This window comes from Sphingomonas sp. Leaf339, from assembly GCF_001426195.1.
GTDB lineage: Bacteria > Pseudomonadota > Alphaproteobacteria > Sphingomonadales > Sphingomonadaceae > Sphingomonas.
Window position 1 is genome coordinate 172,142 of sequence record NZ_LMRS01000045.1, and the last position, 19,202, is coordinate 191,343.

Sequence of the window (19,202 nt, forward strand, 5' to 3'; positions counted from 1 at the left end):
TCGGCGTTTGGTCATAAGAAAGGCCGGGGATTGCTCCCCGGCCCTTTCTTTATCTGGGTAGCTGTCGACCTGATGGCGCTCAGCCAAGCGTCCTGGCCGCCAGCGCCTTCAGGTCCACCTGCGGACGGGCGCCGAAGTGGCTGATGATCTCGGCCGCGCAGACCGCGCCCAGTTTCAGCGACTTCTCCAGATCATGCCCTCGCGCCTGTGCGTGGAGGAAGCCCGCCGCGAACAGATCGCCCGCACCGGTCGTGTCCACCACCTGCGCCACCGGTTCCGCCGGCACCATCGTGCGCTTGCCGCCGCGGATCGCGCAGGCGCCCTTTTCGGCCAGCGTCACCACGACGGTCGGCACCTTGTCCTGCACCGCGGCGATCGCCGCCTCGACATCGGTCGTCTCGGTCAGCGCCATGATCTCCGCCTCGTTGGCGAACAATATGTCGATCAGGTCGTGGTCGATCAGGTCGTGGAAATCGGCGCGATGGCGGTCGATGACGAATTCCGCCGACAGGGTGAAGGCGATCTGGCGGCTGGCCTTGCGCGCCACCTCGATCGCGGCGCGCATCGCGGCGCGCGGCTCTTCGGGATCCCAGAGATACCCTTCGATATAGAGATACGCCGCGTCGGCGATCAGCGCACGGTCCAGCGCCGCCTCGGGCAGATAGTGCGATGCGCCGAGGAACGTGTTCATCGTCCGCTGGCCATCGGGTGTCACGAAGATCAGGCAACGACCCGTGGTCGGCGCGCCCGCACGCTCGGGCGTGTCGAAACGGATGCCGGCGGCGCGGATATCATGCGCGAACACCTGACCCAGCTGGTCGTCGGCGACCTGCCCCACGAAGCCGCACTTGCCGCCCAGCGCGGCGATACCGGCCAGCGTGTTCGCCGCCGAGCCACCCGAAATCTCACGCCCCGGCCCCATCTTGACATACAGCGCATCGGCCTCCTCGGGCGAAAAGATCAGTTGCATCGCGCCCTTCGTCATCCCCTGTTCCGCCAGAAAGGCGTCGTCGGTCTGCGCGAGGATATCGACGATGGCATTGCCGATCGCGACGACGTCATATTGGGGGGTGGTCAAAAGGATATGCTCCGGTCAGGCATCGAAACCGCCGCCCTACCGGTGCCCCCTGCCGCACGCAATGTTGACGGCGCCCGGCGACCCCGCCATCCCCGCCGCATGATGCGCGCGTTCCTTCTGTCCGCCGGCCAGCTCGGCGATCCGGCGGTGCTTCGCGTGTTCGCCAAATCGATGGGCCTGACGCTGGCGATCTTCGCCATCGCCGGCTTTGCGCTGTGGTGGGGATTGCAGGCGTTGCTGGCGCATTGGGTCGGCTGGGGCGCGACCGGCCTTGCCACGGCGTTCGCCGCGGTCGTCACCGTGCTGGCGATGTGGCTGTTGTTCCGCGCCGTCGCCGTCGCGGTGGTCGGCCTGTTCGCGGACGAGGTGGTGGAGGCGGTCGAACGGCGGCATTATCCCGCCGCGCTCGCCACCGCCCGGCCGGTGCCCTTCGCGCGGTCGGTAGCGATGGGGTTGCGGTCGGCGGTGCGGGTCATCGTGACCAACCTGATCCTGTTGCCGCTATACGTCGTCTTGCTGGCGACCGGGATGGGCACGGCGGCGGCGTTCCTGATCGTCAATGGCTGGCTGCTCGGTCGCGATCTCGGTGACATGGTTGCGGCCCGCCATATGGACGCCGACGCAATGGCAACATGGCGGCGGCAGACGAACGGCCGCCGTTTCCTGCTCGGACTCGGTGATGCCGGCCTGTTCCTGATCCCCTTCGTCAATCTTGCCGCGCCGGTGCTGGGCGCGGCGATGGCGACCCATCTGTTCCATACGAGGCGTGCATGAAGAGACTGGTCCTCACTGCGGGCTTGCTCGCCGCTGGCTGCGCCACCGCGCCGCCGTCCACGCGCGTGGCCGCGCCGCCGATGGCGATCGCCTATCCCACGGTCGGGCTTGAACGCGTGATCGGTCAGGACGCCGCCGGCCTGACGAAGCTGTTCGGCCAACCCGACGCCGATGTCCGCGAGGGCACCGCCCGCAAGCTGCAATTCGCCAGCGCGATCTGTATCCTCGACACCTATCTCTATCCCAAGGACGGCGCCGAGCCGCGCGTCACCTATCTCGACGCCAGGGAGCCGGACGGCAGCGCGATCGACCGCGCCAGTTGCGTCGCCGCCCTCACCCGGCGACCCGGCGCCCGCTGACCGATCGCTTGATATGATCCGGGTGGAAGGATCGCGTCAGATCGAATGAGCATCCGCCGGAAGCAAGCGCCCGATCGCCCAGTCAGCTGCCTCACGAACCACCGGCGACGCATCTGCCAGCAACGGCCGCAACGACGACGCCAGCGCCGGATCACCACTATTCCCCGCCGCGATGCAGGCGTTGCGCACCATCCGGTCCCGCCCGATCCGCTTGATCGGCGATCCGGAGAACACTTGCCGGAATCCGGCATCGTCCAGCGCCAGCAGGTCCGCCAGCTCCGGCGCGACCAGTTCAGCGCGTGGCGCAAAAGCCAGATTGGCCGCCGCCCGTACCGCGAACTTGTTCCACGGACACACCGCCAGGCAATCATCGCAGCCATAGATGCGGTTGCCGATTCCCTCGCGGAACTCCATCGGGATCGGCCCGGCATGTTCGATCGTCAGGTACGAGATGCATCGCCGCGCATCGAGCCGATAGGGCGCGGGAAAGGCGTCGGTCGGGCACGCCACCTGGCACGCGTCGCAACTGCCACACGCGTCGCCGCCCTTGCCGTCCGGCGTCAGGTCAAGCGTGGTGTAGATCGCGCCTAGGAACAGCCAGCTACCCTCGGTCCGGCTGACGAGGTTGGTGTGCTTGCCCTGCCATCCGATCCCCGCCGCCTCCGCCAGCGGCTTCTCCATCACCGGCGCGGTATCGACGAAGACCTTCAGGTCGCATCCCGCATCGCCCGCCAGCCAGCGGCCCAGCGCCTTCAGCTGGCGCTTCACGACATCGTGGTAATCCGCCCCTTGCGCATAGACGGAGATGCGGCCGATCCCGCCCTCCCCCGCCAGCGCCAGCGGATCGATGGCGGGGGCATAGCTCATCCCCAGCGACACGACGCTGCGCACCGCCGGCCACAAGCCCACCGGGCTTTCGCGGTGATGCGCGCGTTCCTCCATCCAAATCATGTCGCCATGCTGGCCCTCGGACAGCCATTGCCGCAGCCGTTCGCCCGCCAGCGGCGCCGCATCCGCGCGCGCGATGCCGCACGCCGCAAAGCCCAACTCGGCGGCCTTTTCCTTGATCCGGTCTTCCAGCTTGTGTTCGGCCACACCGTCCCGCTACCACGCCGGGGCAGGCGGGAGGAAGATCGTGTCGGATGAATGGGCGGTCACCGCCGCCGGATTGGTGAAGCGGTTCGAGGATCGCCGCGTCGTCGACGGCGTCGACCTGATGGTGCCAAAGGGCGCGATCTATGGTGTGCTCGGCCCCAATGGCGCCGGCAAGACGACAACGCTGCGCATGTTGCTGGGCATCATCGAACCCGACGAGGGTGAGCGCACGCTGCTGGGCGAGGACAATCCGCGCGATGCCGGCGACCGCGTCGGCTATCTGCCGGAGGAACGCGGCCTGTATCCCGGCATGAAGGCGCGCGAGGCCGTGGCCTTCATGGGCGCGCTGCGCGGCCTGCCCTGGCGCGAGGGACGCAAGCGCGCCGCAGAATTGCTGGAGGAGGCCGGTCTGGGCCACGCCGTCGACGAAAAGGTCCGCAAGCTGTCCAAGGGCATGGCCCAGATCGTCCAGTTGCTCGGCTCCGTCGTCCATCGCCCCGACCTGATCGTGCTGGACGAGCCGTTCTCCGGCCTCGACCCCGTCAATCAGGAGAAGCTGGAGGCGCTGATCGTTGCCGAGCGCGATCGCGGCGCTACCATACTGTTCTCCACCCATGTCATGGCGCATGCCGAGCGGCTGTGCGACCGGCTGGCGATCATCGCCGGGGGCAAGCGCCGGTTCGAGGGGACGGTGGACGATGCCCGCGCGACCCTACCCGCGCATGTCCACTACCTGCCGCATCGTCCAGATCCCGCTATCGCGGGTCTGCTGCCGCCGGATGCGGTTCCGGTGCGCAACGGCTGGCGTTTCATGCTGCCCGCCAGCGGGATCGAGCCGCTGTTGGTGCCGTTGATCGAAGCGGGGCACGGCATCGCCGGCCTGGCCGTCGAGCGCCCCAGCCTGCACGAGGCGTTCGTCCGCATCGTCGGCAACATCGGCCATGCGCCGCGCGCGGAGACGATCGCATGACCCGCTTTCGCCGCACATTGCGCCAGACGCTGACCATCGCCCGCCGCGATTTCGTCGCCACCGTCTTCACCCCGATTTTCCTGCTGTTCCTGTTCGCGCCGATCCTGATGGGATCATTCGGCGCGATCGGCGGCATGGGTGCCGCGAGCATGAGCGACGGCGCCGCCGACAAATCGCGCCTGGTTGCCATCGTGCCCGCCACGATCGCCCCGGCAATGATCCGCGAGGATGCTCGCCTGCGCCGTCTGTTTCGCCGTGACGAGCGCCCGCCGGAACTGTCGGTGGCGACCCCGTCCGCCGATCCCCCCGCACAGGCGAAGGCGACGATCGACGACAAGCAATATGATATCAACGCGGTCCTCTATGGACCGCTGGATCGCCCCACCGTGCTGCTCGCGGCGCCGGGTCGCTACACGGGCAATTATCTGGAGGCGCTGGCCCAGGCGACCGTGGCCGCCACCCGCCCCGGCGCCACCATGGTCACCGCGACCCGGATCACCGCCGCCCGAACCCGCACGTCGATCGGCGGCCAGCATCAATCCGGCTTCTTCGCGGTGTTCGGCATTTTCTTCCTGACGCTGTTCCTCGCCGGGCAGGTCGTCGGCACCATGGCGGAGGAGCGCAACAACAAGGTGATCGAGGTGCTGGCCGCCGCCGTCCCGCTGGAGGCAGTGTTCTTTGGCAAGCTGGTCGGCATGTTCGGCGTAGCGGTGCTGTTCGTTGCGTTCTGGGGCACCGTCGTCGGCCAGTTGACCACACTGCTGCCGCCCGCCGCCGCCGCCGCGTTCGGCGATCTGTATCCGGCGGTCGGCGCGCCGATGTTCGCGGTGCTGTTCGCCGTCTATTTTTCGATGGCGTATCTGCTGCTCGGTTCGGTCTTCCTCGGCATCGGCGCGCAGGCCTCGACGATGCGCGAGATCCAGATGCTGTCGCTGCCGATCACGCTGGTGCAGGTCGGCATGTTCGCGCTCGCCAGCGCCGCCGCTCGTCTGCCGGGCAGCTGGATCGCGACCGTGGCGGAGGTCTTTCCGCTTTCCTCGCCCTTCGCGATGGCCGGCCGTGCCGCCAATTCACCCGAGCTGTGGCCGCATGCGCTGGCGATCCTGTGGCAGGCGGTATGGGTGGTGCTGTTCATCACCATCGGCGCGCGCCTGTTCCGTCGCGGCGTGTTGCAGTCGGGTAGCGCGCGGCCATTCTGGCGGCGGCGGGCGAAGGCATAGCAACCGCCGGAATGCCTCTTATATCAGGGGCATGACCCAGCCCGCCGATCGCCGCTCGTTCCTGACCATCACCAGCCTCGGCACCGCCGCCGTTGCACTGTTCGGCTGTCGCGGTGCGGCGGTGGCGGCGGAGCGTTTTCCCGTCAGCATGAGTGATGCCGAGTGGAAGAAGAAGCTGGGCGGCGCGGCGTACAATGTGCTGCGGCAGGAGGCGACTGAGCAACCCTATTCCAGCCCGCTGAACGGCGAGCATCGCGCCGGTATCTTCGGGTGCAAGGGCTGTGCGCAGCCGCTGTTCTCATCCAAGACCAAGTTCGAGAGCGGCACCGGGTGGCCCAGTTTCTGGGCGCCGCTGAAGGGGGCGGTCGGTACGCGTACCGACGGATCGATGATGATGTCGCGGGTCGAGGTACATTGCAGCCGCTGTGGCGGCCACCTTGGCCATGTCTTCGATGACGGCCCCAAGCCCACGGGCAAGCGTTACTGCATGAACGGCGTTGCGATGACCTTCCGCGCCGCCTGAGCGAGGATCAGCCGGCGATGCCGTCGGCGGTGATTACGTTCCGGGCGAACTGCAACGGCGGCAAGGGTGCTTGGCCATGGTCGGCGTAGATGAAGCCCTTCGTGGGGTAGCTTGACGTGCCCAGATCGCCCTGCGGCCCGTACCAGACCTTTACCTCGCTCCAGTCACCGGCGGGTGACACGTCGATCGCCCGCACATCGGTTTCGATCCCGCCGCGGCGCGACCAGTTGGCATGGGTGAGCAGCACTTCACGATCGCTGACGATGCGTGACACCATCGCGACATGGCCGACACGCATCCGGCCGGTCGCCGCGAACGCCAGCACCGATCCCGGCTTGGGCAGGTGCCCGCGCTCGTACCGGCCCTCGGCCTGGCCCCACCACGTGTCGGCATTGCCGTGGATGTCGATGCCCGAAATCTGCCGGGCATAGGGCGCGCACTGCCAGAACTGGGCGGCGGCCGGCGCCGCCATCATCAGGCCGCACGAAAACACCAGCGCGAAACGCACTGCCAACGCCTTCATCATGCTTGGGACCCCCCGGGTCGAAATCGGTTGTGAGAGTGTGGCTACGGGCAAATTCGTTAATAGGAAATAAGGTCGGGAACCTTTTCGGGCGAACGGTGTATCGCCGGCGACGACTGGATTTTGGCCCGTCCGAACGTCCTTTTACGGTCGCGCTTGCCCCGATCCGTCCGCGCTCTTACGCCTGTGACAAACATAGGAGAGAGATGATGGACACCGGCAATCTGTTTCGGCTCGACGGCCGCGTTGCGCTCGTCACCGGCGGCAGCCGTGGGATCGGCCGGATGATCGCGGCGGGCTTCATCGCACAAGGGGCGACGGTTTACGTCTCGTCGCGCAAGGAGGCGGCGTGTGAAGATACCGCCGCGGCGCTGGGGCCGAACTGCCACGCGCTGCCCGCCGATGTGTCCACGGTCGATGGTTGCCGCGCGCTGGCCACAGCGCTCGGCGAGCGCGAAGGCGCACTCGACATCCTAGTCAACAATGCCGGGGCGGCGTGGGGCGTGCCGTTCGAGGAGTTCTCCGAGAGCGGCTGGGACAAGGTGATGGACCTGAACGTCAAATCGCCGTTCTTCCTGACGCAGGCGCTGCACGGCCTGTTGAAGGCGGCAGGCAAGCCGGACCGGCCCGCCAAGGTCATCAACATCACCTCGATCGACGGGATGCGCCTGAACGCGTGGGAGACATACAGCTATCAGGCGTCGAAGGCGGCGTTGATCCAACTGACCAAGCGGATGGCGGCGCGGCTGGTGCGAGACGCGATCAACGTCACCTCAATCGCGCCGGGCGCCTTTGCCAGTGATATGAACAAGGCGGCACGCGATCATGGCGACACCGTCGCCCACACCATCCCCGCCGGCCGCATCGGCGCGGCAGAGGACATGGCCGGCGCCGCGATCTACCTCGCCAGCCGGGCCGGGGATTATGTGGTGGGCGAGACGATCACCGTCGATGGCGGGCTGGTCCACGCTTCGCTGGGCAGTTCGATCGACGCGTAACTTCCCCCTCCCGCGAGGGGCGGAGGCTTTGCCCTGTCAGTGCCGTTGCTGCGGCACCAGCAACCAGACGCGCGGTTCCTTGGTCGGCTTGGGCTGGCCATCGATCCGCACGGCGCGAAACAGGCGCACCGGTTGTAGGATCATCTGGCCCTTCATCGAATCGAAGCCGCCGCCCGACGGCTCGGCGAGGATGCGCTTCACGACATCCATGCCGCCGATCACCCGCCCGAACGCGGCATAGCCGGCATAGCCCGGCCGCGTGTCCATCTGCGGCGTCGGACCCACGGTCAGCACGAAATTGCCGCCCGCCGATGCCGGGCTGTCGCCCCGTGCCATCGAAATCGTCGCATCGAGATGGCGGATACCCGTCTGTGCAGTCGTCTCCAGCGGGAACGGCGGCAGGATGCGCTTGGCATCGGTACGGATGCCTGCCTGCACGAAGCCCTTGGTCGGATCGGCCTTGCCCCGCGCCGCGCGATAGAAAGTCGTCCCGTCGAACCGACCGTCATCGACATAGGCCATGAAATTGGCCGTCGTCTTCGGCGCCCGCCGCGCATCGAGCGCCAGCATGATCCGCCCACGCGACGTATCCAGCCGCACCCGGACGATGCCGGGCCGCGCGCCCGCCGCCGGTCCTTGCGCGACCACGACCGGAGCCAGCAACAGGGCGACGCCAGCCAGCGCCGCCCGCCATCGGTCGAACATAAGATTCCTCAGCGTGCGATCCCGCCCGCGGCCAGCACCGCCAGCGTCACCAGTTCGCTGGCGGTCGAGGTCATCGGCGCGATCTGCACCGGCTTCTCCATGCCGATCAGCATCGGCCCGATCATGTCGTCGCCGCCCAGTTCGCGCAGCAGCTTGGCCGAGATATTGGCCGATTGCAGGCCCGGCATGATGAGGATGTTGGCGGGACCGGACAGGCGCGCGAACGGAAAGTTCTTCAACTGCTTCGGGTTCAGCGCCACGTCGGGCGCCATCTCGCCCTCGTACTCGAAACTTACCTGCCGCCCGTCGAGCACCTTCACGCCTTCGCGGATGTTGTCGAGCCACTGGCCGTCGGGATTGCCGAAGGTTGAGTAGCTGAGGAACGCCACGCGCGGCTCATGCCCCATTCGCCGCGCGACCTGTGCGGTCTGTTCGGCGATGTCAGCCAGTTCCTCGCCGGTCGGGCGTTCGTTGATCGTGGTGTCGGCCATGAACACGGTGTGGCTCTGCCCGACGAGCAGGTGGATGCCGAACGGCACCTTGCCCTTCATCGGGTCGATAACCCGGCGCACGTCCTTGAACGTCTTGGCATAGGTGCGCGTGATGCCGGTGATCATCGCGTCGGCATGGCCCAACTGTAGCAGGATCGAGGCGAAGGTGTTGCGGTCCTGATTGACCATCCGCTCGATATCGCGGCGCAGATAGCCGCGGCGCTGCAACCGGCGGTACAGGAATTCGACCATTTCCGGCACCAGTGTCGAGGTGCGGCTGTTGTGCACCTCATATTCTTCGGGTTTGGTCACGCCCAGCGCGCGCAGCCGGTCATGCACGTCTTCGCGTCCGACCAGCACCGGCGTGCCGTAACCACCCTCCTTGAACGCGATCGCCGCGCGCAGCACGACTTCCTCCTCGCCCTCGGCGAACAGCACGCGCTTGGGATGCGCCTTGGCCCCTTCATAGGCGAGCGTCAGGACCGAGGTGGTGGGGTTCAACCGCTCACGCAGCGACTGGCGATACGCCGCCATATCGATGATCGGCTTGGTCGCAACGCCCGAATCCATCGCCGCCTTGGCGACCGCGACCGGCACGATTTCCATCAGGCGCGGATCGAACGGCGACGGGATGATGTATTCCGGGCCGAAGCTGTGCTGGACGCCGTACGCGACCGCGACCTCATCGGGCACGCGCTGCCGCGCCAGTTCGGCGATGGCGTTGGCGGCGGCGATCTTCATCGCGTCATTGATCCCTGTCGCGCGCACATCGAGCGCGCCGCGGAAGATGAACGGGAAGCAGATCACGTTGTTGACCTGGTTGGGATAGTCCGACCGGCCGGTGGCGACGATCGCGTCCGGCCGGGCGGCCTTCGCCAGTTCGGGGCGGATCTCAGGTTCCGGATTGGCCATCGCGAAGATGATCGGCGATGGTGCCATGTCCTTCACCATCTCCGGCTTCAGCGCCCCCGCCGCCGACAGGCCCAGGAACATGTCCGCGCCCGCCAGTGCTTCGGTCAGGGTGCGGCGTTCGGTGACGGCGGCGTGCGCCGACTGCCACTGATTCACGTCGTCGCGACCCTGATAGATCACGCCGGTCCGGTCGCACATCAGGACGTTGTCGGGGCGGACGCCCATCGCCTTGATGAGTTCGGTGCAGGCGATCGCCGCCGCGCCGGCGCCGTTCACCACGACCCTCACGTCCTTCAGGTGGCGACCGGTCAGCATGCACGCGTTGATGAGGCCGGCGGCGCAGATGATCGCGGTTCCGTGCTGGTCGTCATGGAAGACCGGAATGTTCATCCGCTCGCGCAGCGTCTGCTCGATGATGAAGCATTCCGGCGCCTTGATGTCTTCCAGGTTGATGCCGCCGAAGGTCGGCTCCATCAGCTCGACCGCGTCGATGAAGCGATCGACGTCCTCGGTCTTGAGTTCGATATCGATCGAATCGACGTCGGCGAAGCGCTTGAAGAGCACCGCCTTGCCCTCCATCACCGGCTTCGATGCCAGCGCGCCGAGATTGCCCATGCCCAGGATCGCGGTGCCGTTGGAGATGACGGCGACCAGATTGCCCTTGGCGGTGTAGTCATAGGCGGTCGTCGGATCATCGGCGATCGCCTGCACCGGCACCGCGACACCCGGCGAATAGGCCAGTGCAAGATCGCGCTGCGTTGCCATCGGCTTGGACGCGATGATCTCGATCTTGCCGGGACGCCCCTCCGAATGGAACAGCAACGCTTCACGCTCGGAGAACTGGACGTTGACGGCCTCGGACATGAACAACTCTCCCACGGATTTTGGGACGGTATTAGGCGTAGCGGCCCGCCAAGGGAACGCTCGATTCGACACGTTTCAGGCGGGTTTCGCCCCTAGTAGCCTGGTCTGCGCCCAGTGGACGCTATTTCATGTGCAAGAATCGGCACTTCGCGTGAATCCCGTCGCGCCTGTGTCGGCGGGACTTGGGCCGGGCCGCCACGCTCGCTAGACGGGGTCGATGTCCGCCGCCCCCCCCACCCCTGCCGCTGCCCCAACCCCGATGATGGCCCAGTATCTGACGTTGAAGGCGGAAGCGGCGGATTGCCTGCTCTTCTACCGGATGGGCGATTTCTTCGAACTGTTCTTCGACGACGCCCGCATCGCCGCCGCCGTGCTCGACATCGCGCTGACGGCGCGTGGCGAGCATGACGGCGAGAAGATCCCGATGTGCGGCGTGCCCGTCCATGCCGCCACCGCCTATTTGCAACGGCTCATCAAGGCAGGGCACCGCGTCGCCATCGCCGAGCAAACCGAAAGCCCGGACGCCGCCCGCAAGGCACGCGGCTCCAAGGCACTGGTCAACCGCGCGATCGTCCGCGTCGTCACCGCCGGCACCCTGACGGAAGAAGCACTGCTCGATGCGCGGTCCGACAACTGGTGCGTGGCGATCGGTGAGGCGGGCGGCGACGTGGCGCTCGCCGCCGCCGACGTCTCGACCGGCCGGTTCCAGGTGATCGCCCTCGACACGGCGACCCTGCCCGCCGAGCTGGCCCGCCTTTGCCCGGCCGAGGTCGTCGCCTCCGAAGCGGGCGCGTTCATCGAAGCCGCGACGTCGATGCGGCCCAAGGCGGATTTCGACAGCGGCACGGGCGAAACGCGGTTGAAACGCCTGTTCGCGGTCGCGACGCTGGACGGGTTCGGCCAGTTCGGCCGCGCGGAACTGGCTGCGGCGGGCGGGCTGGTCGCCTATCTCGACCATACCGCCAAGGGCGCGTTGCCGTTCCTGCGCCCCCCCGTCCTGCACCGCGCCGCCACGACGATGGCGATCGACGCGGCGACGCGTGAGAGCCTGGAACTGACGCAGACCGCCGGTGGCCAGCGGCGCGGCAGCCTGCTCGATGCGGTCGACCGGACGGTGACGGGCGCTGGTGCGAGGTTGCTGGCGGCGGATATCGGCGCGCCGCTGATGGACGGGGCGGCGATCGATGCACGGCTGCAACTGGTGGCGCATGTCCATGACGATGCGGCATTGCGCGAGCGGATCAGGGCGGCGCTCCGTGCGCTGCCCGATATCGGTCGTGCGCTCGGCCGGCTGGTAGCGGGACGTGGCGGCCCCCGCGATCTGGGGCAGCTACGCGACGGTCTTGACGGGGCGTGGGCGCTGGGCGAGCGGCTCGACGTGGCGGGCGCGCCGCCACTGTTGGCGCACCTGACACCACAACTGCGCGGGCATGGCGCATTGATCGATCTGTTGCGCCGCGCACTCGTCCCCTCGCCCCCGATCGAGGCGAACGACGGCGGTTACATCGCTGCCGGGTACGACGTAGCGCTGGATGACTTGCGTGATACCGGTGCCGGCGGCCGTCGCGCCATCGCCGCGCTGGAGTCGGATTTTCGGCAACAGACCGGCGTCACCGCGCTGAAAATACGCCATAACAACGTGCTCGGCTATCATGTCGAGGTGCCGGCCCGTGCCGCCGATGCGCTGATGAAGCCCGACAGCGGCTTTACCCACCGCCAGACGCTGGCCGGCGTCGTCCGCTTCAACACCCCCGCGCTGCATGACGTGGCGACGAAGGTGGCGCAGGCCGGCGCCCATGCGCTGGCGGCGGAGGCGGCGCATCTGGAGGATCTGACCGCACAGGCGCTCGACCGGCGCGAGGCGATCGCCGCCACCGCGGACGCGCTCGCCCGCCTCGACGTTGCAACCGGACTGGCGGAGCGGGCGACAGAGGGCGGTTGGGCGCGGCCGGTGCTGGTGGAACACCCCTGTTTCGATGTCGAGGGCGGCCGTCACCCGGTGGTCGAGGCGGCGGTCGCGCGCGCCGGTGACCGCTTCGTCGCCAATGATTGCTGCCTGTCGGAAAGTTCACGCCTGTGGCTCGTCACCGGCCCCAACATGGGCGGCAAATCGACCTTCCTCCGTCAGAACGCGCTGATCGCCGTCCTGGCGCAATGCGGCAGCTACGTTCCCGCGACCCGCGCGACGCTCGGGCTGGTCGATCGCCTGTTCAGCCGCGTCGGCGCGTCGGACAATCTGGCGCGCGGCCGCTCCACCTTCATGGTCGAGATGGTCGAGACCGCCGCGATCCTAGCACAGGCGACACCGCGCAGCTTCGTGATCCTCGACGAGGTCGGGCGCGGCACCTCGACCTATGACGGTCTCGCGATTGCCTGGGCGGTGGTGGAGGCGATCCATGAAGACAATCGCTGCCGCTGCCTGTTCGCCACCCATTATCACGAACTGACGCGCCTCGCCGAACGGTGCGAGGCGCTGTCGCTCCACCATGTCCGCGCCCGCGAATGGAAGGGCGATCTCGTCCTTCTGCACGAACTGGCGGACGGCCCCGCCGACCGCAGCTATGGCCTCGCCGTCGCCCGCCTCGCCGGCATGGCGCCGCAGACCGTGGCCCGCGCCAAGGCGGTGCTCGCCAAGTTAGAGGCTGGTCGTGCCAAGACCGGCGGACTGGCGGCCGGATTGGACGACCTGCCCCTGTTCGCCGCCGCACAGATCGCCGAAAAGGAGGGATGCGACGCAATCCGCGCCGAGGTGGAGGCGCTCGACATCGACGCGCTGACGCCGAGGGAAGCGCTCGACACCCTCTACCGCCTGAAAGCCTTGGCGCGGGAGGGATAGGCGGGTCGCTCTTGCCAGCATGATGATGGTAGGGAATATCTGATACGACGGATCGACTGCATGTCCTGTCCCGCTTCCTCCTCGACCAATGGCTGGCCCTTCGCCCGGCCCCAGCCCGACTGAGCCGCCATGCCATCACCCTCCTCGCGTTTCGAACATCTGTCCAACCGCCGCGCGATCGTCGATCGTCGCGCACTGGCGGAGGCGGTGGCGGCGTTGCCCGAAGCGGGGCTGCGTGCCGCCACGATCCAGTTGCTGAAGGATGCGCTCGCCGCCGGCCGCGCCGAGATCGCGCACCGGCTGGCCGAGCGTCCTACCAAGGGGCTGGAGGTTGCCAGCGGGCAGGCGTATCTGGTCGATCAGCTGTTGGTGATCCTGTTCGATCTTGCCACCACGCGCCTGCATCCGGCGGACGAACCGATCACGCTGCTAGCGGTCGGGGGCTATGGCCGGGGCGAGATGGCGGCGCATTCCGACATCGATATCGGCTTCCTGACGCGCAATACCCCGTCGCCGCGCACCGCGCTGGTGATCGAGACGATGCTGTATGCGCTATGGGATCTGGGGCTGAAGGTCGGCCATTCCAGCCGATCGCTGGACGAGATGATCCGTCAGTCCAAGGCCGACGTGACGGTGCGCACCGCCCTCTTAGAGGCGCGCTACGTAACCGGTGACACCACGCTGTATGACGACGCCGCCCGTCGCTTCAAGTCAGAGGTCCAGCGCGGCACCGAGCGTCAGTTCGTGGCCGACAAGCTGGCAGAGCGCGATGCCCGCCATCGCCGGATGGGCGACACCCGATACGTGGTCGAACCCAATGTGAAGGAGGGCAAGGGCGGCCTGCGCGATCTGCACGCGCTCTTCTGGATCGGCAAATATGTCTATGACGTGCAGCGTGCGCGCCAGTTGGTCGATGTCGGCCTGTTCACGCCCGCCGAATATCGCGCCTTCCACCGTGCCGACGAATTTCTGTGGGCGGTGCGGTGCCACCTGCATGTCATCGCGCGCCGGGCCGAGGACCGCCTGACCTTTGACGTGCAGCGCGAGGTGGCGGCCAGGATGCGGTTCAAGGACCGGCATGACAAGCCCGCCGTCGAACGCTTCATGCAATTCTATTTCCTGCAGGCGCGCACCGTCGGTACGCTGACCGGCGTGTTCCTGGCGCACCTCGACGAGCGGTTCGCGTCGCGGGGCAAGCGTTTCGGATTGCCGACGATCCGCCGCGCGCCGAAACGGCTGAACGGTTTCGTGCTGGATCGCGGGCGCCTCGCCCTGCCCGGCGACGACTTCTTTGCCGAGGACCCGGTCCGCCTGATCGAGATTTTCGCGCTGGCCGATGCGCATCATCTGGAAATCCATCCGCTTGCGATGCGCGCCGCATCCCGCGATGCCAAGCTGATCGATGATTACCGTCAGGACCGGCACGCCAACGCACTGTTCCTCGAAATCCTGACCAGCCCCGGCGATCCTGAACTGGTGCTGCGCTGGATGAACGAGGCGGGGGTGTTCGGCCGTTTCGTGCCCGATTTCGGCCGCGTCGTGGCGATGATGCAGTTCGACATGTATCACCACTTCACCGTCGATGAGCATACGATCCAGGCGATCGGCCTGCTCGCCCGGATCGAGGCAGGGACCCTGCGCGAGGATCATCCCCTCGCCAGCGTCGTGATCGACCAGATCATCTCGCGCCGGGTGCTGCGCGTCGCGGTACTGCTGCACGACATCGCCAAGGGTCGCGGCGGCGACCATTCGGTCCTGGGGGCGGAGGTCGCCTGTCGGCTCTGCCCGCGCTTCGGCCTGACTCCGGCCGAAACCGAGACGGTGTCGTGGCTGGTCCGCTATCACCTGCTGATGTCGGACACCGCGTTCAAGCGCGACCTGTCGGACTTCAAGACGATCCTAGATTTCAGCGCCATCATCGCCAGCCCGGAACGACTCCGCCTGCTGCTGCTGCTGACCGTCGTCGATATCCGGGCGGTGGGGCCAGGAACGTGGAACAGTTGGAAACGCCAGCTGCTGTCCACGCTCTATGAATCGGCCGAAGAGGTGCTGCGTCTCGGCCACAAGCAGCGCGGCCGGGAGGAACGTATCGCCGCCAAGCAGGCGCGGTTGGCCCAAGCGCTCGACTGGGGCGATGCGCGCTTCGCCGTCTTTGTCCGCCGGCTGCCCGAATCCTACTGGATCGCCGAGCCGGAGGATGTGCTGGAGCATAACGCCCGGCTGATGGCGGCGGCCGGTGACGCACCGCTGTCGATCGATGCGCAGGTTTACGCGGAGCGCGGCGCGACCCTCGTCACGATCTACGCCGCCGATCACCCCGGCCTGTTCTATCGCATCGCCGGTGCGATCCATGTCGCGGGTGGCAACATCATCGACGCGCGCATCCACACGACGCGCGACGGCATGGCGATCGACAATTTCCTGGTGCAGGATCCGTTCGGCCGACCGTTTGACGATCCGGCGCAGTTGAGCCGGCTGCGCATCGCGATCGAGGATGCCCTCGCCAATCGCGGCAAGCTGAACGACCGGCTGGTGGCCAAGCCCGCCGCTCGGATGCGCGCCGATGCGTTCACGATTCAGCCCAACGTCCTTATCAACAACGACGCGTCGAACCGCTTCACCGTGGTCGAAGTCAACGCCCGTGATCGGCCGGCACTGCTCAATCAGTTGGCGCAGGCGCTGTTCCAGTCGAAGGTGACGATCCATTCGGCACACGTCGCCACTTATGGCGAGCGCGCGGTCGACACCTTCTACCTCACCGACCTGACCGGCGATCGGCTAACCCAGCCGACCCGGTTGAAGACGCTGGAGAAGCGACTGCTCGACGCGGCAGCCGGACATGCGGCCGATATGATCGCCGCCTGACAGGGAAAGGCCGGCCGCCCGGAGGAGCTGACCGGCCTTTTCCGGATGATATGATCAGAAGCGTGAGCGGAGCGTCACGCCATACGTGCGCGGCTCGGCCAGGAAGGACGAGTAGAGCGCGTTGGCGGTCGTGCCGAAGCGCTGGGTGTTGGCGATCGACCCCGCCCCCTGGAACGGCGTGTTGAACGCGACCTGGATATAGTCCTCGTTCAGCAGGTTCTGCGCCCAGAATTCCAGTGCCCAGAGCTGATCGCGACCCCGGATACCAATGCGGGCATTGACCAGTGCGAAGCCGTCCTGCTTCTTCTCCGGCGCCAAATCCGACCCGGTGTTATAGTCGGACGTCAGGCGGCTATCGACATAGAACAGGGCTGACATGCCGTTGCTGCCGATATCCGGCGTCCACGCGAAAGAGGTCGTGACCACGTTCTTCGGCGCGTTCGACAACTGGCTGCCCGGCAGCAGGAACAGGGCGGGATCGAGTGCCTCACCCTCCGAACTGCCGACCAGATTCTTGCGGAAATGCGTGTCGGCATAGGTGTAGCCGGCGGTGAACGTCACGTGCCGCGCCGGGTTCATTGTCGCTTCCAGCTCGACACCCTGCGAGATCACGCCCGCCTTGTCGGCATTGCCCGCGCAGGTGCCGTTGTTCGCCAGGCTGTCGGTATCGGCACCGGCGAGGTTGTTCTTGCACGACTGGATGTTCTGCACGACGAACACCGACCCGTTGAAGGTGTTCAGCTGGAAATCCTTGAACTCTTGACGGAACGCCGCGACGTTCAGGCTGAACGCGCCGCGGATGTTGTACTTTGCGCCAATTTCATACGCGTTCACCTTTTCCGCGTCGAACCGCAGACCCGGCGCATCGGCATTGCTGCGCGGCGCGAAGACGCCATTCAGACCGCCGAGATCGGACCGGTCGAGATTATATCCGCCTGCCTTGTACCCCTTGGCATATGACGCGTAGGTCAGAAGGCGCGGCGTCGGCTTCCACGACACCACGCCCGTGCCGGTGAACTCGCCATCCTTAAAACCGTCGTTCAGTTTCAGCGCATTTAGCGTGGACGACGAATTGCCCGTGCAACTGAGCGTGACGATCGCCGCGATGTACTGACGTGCGGCAGCGGGTACGGCGGCATTGGCGATCAGCGGCGACAGGGCGGCCTGTTGCTGCGGACAGATCGTGTTGTTATTATTGAAATTGGCGCGGAAATCCTTCTGCTCATGCGTGTAACGCAGGCCCAGTGTCACCGACAGCGTGTCGGTAATATTCAGGATGTTATGCGTGAAGAACGCATAATTCTCGCTGTCCTGCCGATATACCGAGCGCTGGTCGCCCAGGCTGTTCAGTGACGACAAACGGTCGAGGCCGCCCAGTACGTTGTTGGCGAGCGTCCCGAAGTTCGCACCAAGCGCCTGCCGCGCCGTCGCGCCGCCCAAGGCGGCCAGCGGCGTGGTACCAAGGCAGCCCGGATTTGCCTGATTCTGCAGGAACGCCGCCGGATTGGCGGTGGCGACGAGTCGGCAGGCTGCGAACGCGCCATAATTGGCACCGAACACGACGTTGTCGACCAGCTTCAGCTTCTCGTTGGCATAGAAGCCACCGACCAGCCAGTCGAGCTTGCCCTCGAACAGCGAGCCGTTCAGCCGCACTTCCTGCGTGAAGGTCTTGAACTGGCGATACGCATTGCCATCGGCGGCGCGGTGGGTGAGGTCGACGTTGGTGTAATCGACGTCACCGGCATTGCCCGACTTATACTGGCGATAGGCGGTGATCGACGTCAGCGTAGCGCCGCCGAGATCCCAGTCGAGCTGACCCGAACCGCCATAATCCTCGGTCTTGTTGCGGTACGTCTGACCCGGCGTCACGGCCACTTCGCGGCTGAACGGATTGGCGCGTGTGCCGGCCAGCGGATAGACCGCGCCCTGTCGACGCAGCACATCGACGATCCGGTTGGACGTACCATAGGTGAACTGACCATCGGTGTTAACCGTGCTGCCGTTCGCCTGTGTCTGCCCGGTCTGGGTCGGATCGGTTGTCTCGTTCTGACTGTAATAAACTGCGCCGCAGCAGCTTTCGTTGCGATGCGTGTAATCGCCGATCAGGCGGAAGCTGATCGCGTCGGTCGGCTTGAACAGCAATTGCCCACGGACAAAATAGCGGTCGCGATCGTTGACGCGCGATTCGCTGCCATTGGCGGCGGTGACGTTGCGGTAGAAGCCATCGCGCTTGTTGAAGACGCCATCGACACGGAACGCGAGCAAGTCACCGATCAGTGGTCCAGTCAGGCCACCGACGAAGCGATAGTTGTCGTAATTACCGTACGTCGCTTCGGCCACACCGCCGAAGGTGAACTTGGGTGATTGCGTCACGATGTTGATCAGACCGGCCGATGCGTTGCGGCCGAACAACGTGCCCTGCGGGCCACGCAGCACCTCGACCCGCTCGATCTCGCCCAGTTCGTTCAGGCCGACGCCCGTACGGCTGCGATACACGCCGTCGATGAAGACCGCGACCGAGCTTTCGAGGCCAGGATTGTCGCCGACCGTGCCGATCCCGCGGATACGCGCCGAGGCGTTCGCTTCCGATCCGGTGGACGACACCAGCAGCGACGGGGCCAACTGGTTGAGCGAGCGGATGTCGTTGGCGCCGGTGTTCTGCAACGCTTCTTGCGTCACCGCGCTGACCGCGATCGGCACGTCCGACAGCGGGCTGGCGCGGCGGGTGGCGGTGACGATAATATCGCCCGCGGTGGTCCCGCCCGCGTCGCGATCATCCTGTGATGGCGCGCCAGCATTGGGCGACTCCGCCTGCACCGCCCCATTGGCGGTTGCCTGGCTCGGCATCTGTCGCGCCGCGCCGTTGGTCGGTACGGGCTCCTGCGCCAGAGCGGGGGTTGCGATCGCAATGGTGGCGGCAGCAGACAGCAAGTACGCGGTCAGGCGCATGGTGGCATCTCTCCTAAACAACCCGTTCCGAATAATTCGA

The 19,202-nt window shown here is 66.5% G+C and carries 14 protein-coding genes; 8 read left to right on the forward strand and 6 right to left on the reverse strand.

The annotated features are described in order from the left end of the window. Positions 1-79: 79 nt before the first annotated feature. Positions 80-1,078: an adenosine kinase gene (locus tag ASG67_RS14990; protein ID WP_056531764.1), complete on the reverse strand. Its 999-nt coding sequence runs from the start codon at positions 1,076-1,078 to the stop codon at positions 80-82. Positions 1,079-1,084: 6 nt separating this feature from the next. On the opposite strand from ASG67_RS14990, the gene ASG67_RS14995 reads away from it, so the two are divergent. Continuing rightward, positions 1,085-1,852 carry an EI24 domain-containing protein gene (locus tag ASG67_RS14995; RefSeq protein WP_321163545.1) on the forward strand — a complete coding sequence of 256 codons (768 nt, stop codon included), beginning with the start codon at positions 1,085-1,087 and terminating at the stop codon, positions 1,850-1,852. After that, positions 1,849-2,211: a hypothetical protein gene (locus ASG67_RS15000; protein ID WP_056531768.1), complete on the forward strand. Its 363-nt coding sequence runs from the start codon at positions 1,849-1,851 to the stop codon at positions 2,209-2,211. The genes ASG67_RS14995 and ASG67_RS15000 overlap by 4 nt, the downstream gene beginning before the upstream one ends. Before the next feature lie 36 nt (positions 2,212-2,247). Here ASG67_RS15000 and queG read toward each other — a convergent pair whose 3' ends face one another. Further along, on the reverse strand, positions 2,248-3,306 hold the full coding sequence (queG, locus tag ASG67_RS15005; protein WP_056531964.1) for a tRNA epoxyqueuosine(34) reductase QueG: 1,059 nt from the start codon (positions 3,304-3,306) through the stop codon (positions 2,248-2,250). Between the two features lie 40 nt (positions 3,307-3,346). On the opposite strand from queG, the gene ASG67_RS15010 reads away from it, so the two are divergent. From ASG67_RS15010 to msrB, 3 genes are read left to right on the forward strand one after another with little or no spacing between them, the layout of a single operon-like run. Continuing rightward, the gene (locus ASG67_RS15010; protein WP_235535238.1) at positions 3,347-4,276 is read left to right on the forward strand and encodes an ABC transporter ATP-binding protein; all 930 of its coding nucleotides are present in this window, start codon (positions 3,347-3,349) and stop codon (positions 4,274-4,276) included. Continuing rightward, on the forward strand, positions 4,273-5,496 hold the full coding sequence (locus ASG67_RS15015) for an ABC transporter permease (protein ID WP_056531770.1): 1,224 nt from the start codon (positions 4,273-4,275) through the stop codon (positions 5,494-5,496). The genes ASG67_RS15010 and ASG67_RS15015 overlap by 4 nt, the downstream gene beginning before the upstream one ends. Before the next feature lie 31 nt (positions 5,497-5,527). Next, positions 5,528-6,019, forward strand: a complete 492-nt coding sequence (gene msrB, locus ASG67_RS15020) for a peptide-methionine (R)-S-oxide reductase MsrB (RefSeq protein WP_056531772.1) — start codon at positions 5,528-5,530, stop codon at positions 6,017-6,019. A gap of 7 nt (positions 6,020-6,026) precedes the next feature. On the opposite strand, the gene ASG67_RS15025 is transcribed toward msrB, so the two are convergent. Next, on the reverse strand, positions 6,027-6,542 hold the full coding sequence (locus tag ASG67_RS15025) for a CHAP domain-containing protein (protein WP_156460854.1): 516 nt from the start codon (positions 6,540-6,542) through the stop codon (positions 6,027-6,029). A gap of 209 nt (positions 6,543-6,751) precedes the next feature. Between ASG67_RS15025 and ASG67_RS15030 the strand changes: the two genes are divergently transcribed. Next, positions 6,752-7,540 carry an SDR family oxidoreductase gene (locus ASG67_RS15030; protein WP_056531969.1) on the forward strand — a complete coding sequence of 263 codons (789 nt, stop codon included), beginning with the start codon at positions 6,752-6,754 and terminating at the stop codon, positions 7,538-7,540. Between the two features lie 36 nt (positions 7,541-7,576). On the opposite strand, the gene ASG67_RS15035 is transcribed toward ASG67_RS15030, so the two are convergent. Beyond that, positions 7,577-8,245 carry a peptidylprolyl isomerase gene (locus ASG67_RS15035; RefSeq protein WP_056531776.1) on the reverse strand — a complete coding sequence of 223 codons (669 nt, stop codon included), beginning with the start codon at positions 8,243-8,245 and terminating at the stop codon, positions 7,577-7,579. An 8-nt stretch (positions 8,246-8,253) separates the two neighbouring features. Then, the gene (locus ASG67_RS15040) at positions 8,254-10,512 is read right to left on the reverse strand and encodes an NADP-dependent malic enzyme (protein WP_056531778.1); all 2,259 of its coding nucleotides are present in this window, start codon (positions 10,510-10,512) and stop codon (positions 8,254-8,256) included. Between the two features lie 259 nt (positions 10,513-10,771). On the opposite strand from ASG67_RS15040, the gene mutS reads away from it, so the two are divergent. Both mutS and ASG67_RS15050 read left to right on the forward strand, forming a co-directional pair. Then, positions 10,772-13,348 (forward strand): DNA mismatch repair protein MutS, encoded by a 2,577-nt coding sequence (mutS, locus tag ASG67_RS15045; RefSeq protein WP_056531780.1) that lies wholly within the window; start codon positions 10,772-10,774, stop codon positions 13,346-13,348. A gap of 129 nt (positions 13,349-13,477) precedes the next feature. Next, positions 13,478-16,213 carry a [protein-PII] uridylyltransferase gene (locus ASG67_RS15050; RefSeq protein WP_056531782.1) on the forward strand — a complete coding sequence of 912 codons (2,736 nt, stop codon included), beginning with the start codon at positions 13,478-13,480 and terminating at the stop codon, positions 16,211-16,213. Between the two features lie 54 nt (positions 16,214-16,267). Here ASG67_RS15050 and ASG67_RS15055 read toward each other — a convergent pair whose 3' ends face one another. Then, a complete protein-coding gene (locus ASG67_RS15055) occupies positions 16,268-19,162 on the reverse strand; it encodes a TonB-dependent receptor (RefSeq protein WP_056531784.1) in 2,895 nt (964 codons plus the stop codon). Between the last annotated feature and the right edge of the window lie 40 nt (positions 19,163-19,202).

What these genes read in the sequence shown, in the direction of transcription:
- ASG67_RS14995 (WP_321163545.1), top strand. Translation starts at nt 1,085, where the DNA reads ATGCTCCGGTCAGGCATCGAAACCGCCGCCCTACCGGTGCCCCCTGCC.
- ASG67_RS15000 (WP_056531768.1), top strand. Translation starts at nt 1,849, where the DNA reads ATGAAGAGACTGGTCCTCACTGCGGGCTTGCTCGCCGCTGGCTGCGCC.
- ASG67_RS15015 (WP_056531770.1), top strand. Translation starts at nt 4,273, where the DNA reads ATGACCCGCTTTCGCCGCACATTGCGCCAGACGCTGACCATCGCCCGC.
- msrB (WP_056531772.1), top strand. Translation starts at nt 5,528, where the DNA reads ATGACCCAGCCCGCCGATCGCCGCTCGTTCCTGACCATCACCAGCCTC.
- ASG67_RS15025 (WP_156460854.1), bottom strand. Translation starts at nt 6,542, where the DNA reads ATGAAGGCGTTGGCAGTGCGTTTCGCGCTGGTGTTTTCGTGCGGCCTG.
- ASG67_RS15030 (WP_056531969.1), top strand. Translation starts at nt 6,752, where the DNA reads ATGGACACCGGCAATCTGTTTCGGCTCGACGGCCGCGTTGCGCTCGTC.
- ASG67_RS15035 (WP_056531776.1), bottom strand. Translation starts at nt 8,245, where the DNA reads ATGTTCGACCGATGGCGGGCGGCGCTGGCTGGCGTCGCCCTGTTGCTG.
- ASG67_RS15040 (WP_056531778.1), bottom strand. Translation starts at nt 10,512, where the DNA reads ATGTCCGAGGCCGTCAACGTCCAGTTCTCCGAGCGTGAAGCGTTGCTG.
- mutS (WP_056531780.1), top strand. Translation starts at nt 10,772, where the DNA reads ATGATGGCCCAGTATCTGACGTTGAAGGCGGAAGCGGCGGATTGCCTG.
- ASG67_RS15050 (WP_056531782.1), top strand. Translation starts at nt 13,478, where the DNA reads ATGCCATCACCCTCCTCGCGTTTCGAACATCTGTCCAACCGCCGCGCG.
- ASG67_RS15055 (WP_056531784.1), bottom strand. Translation starts at nt 19,162, where the DNA reads ATGCGCCTGACCGCGTACTTGCTGTCTGCTGCCGCCACCATTGCGATC.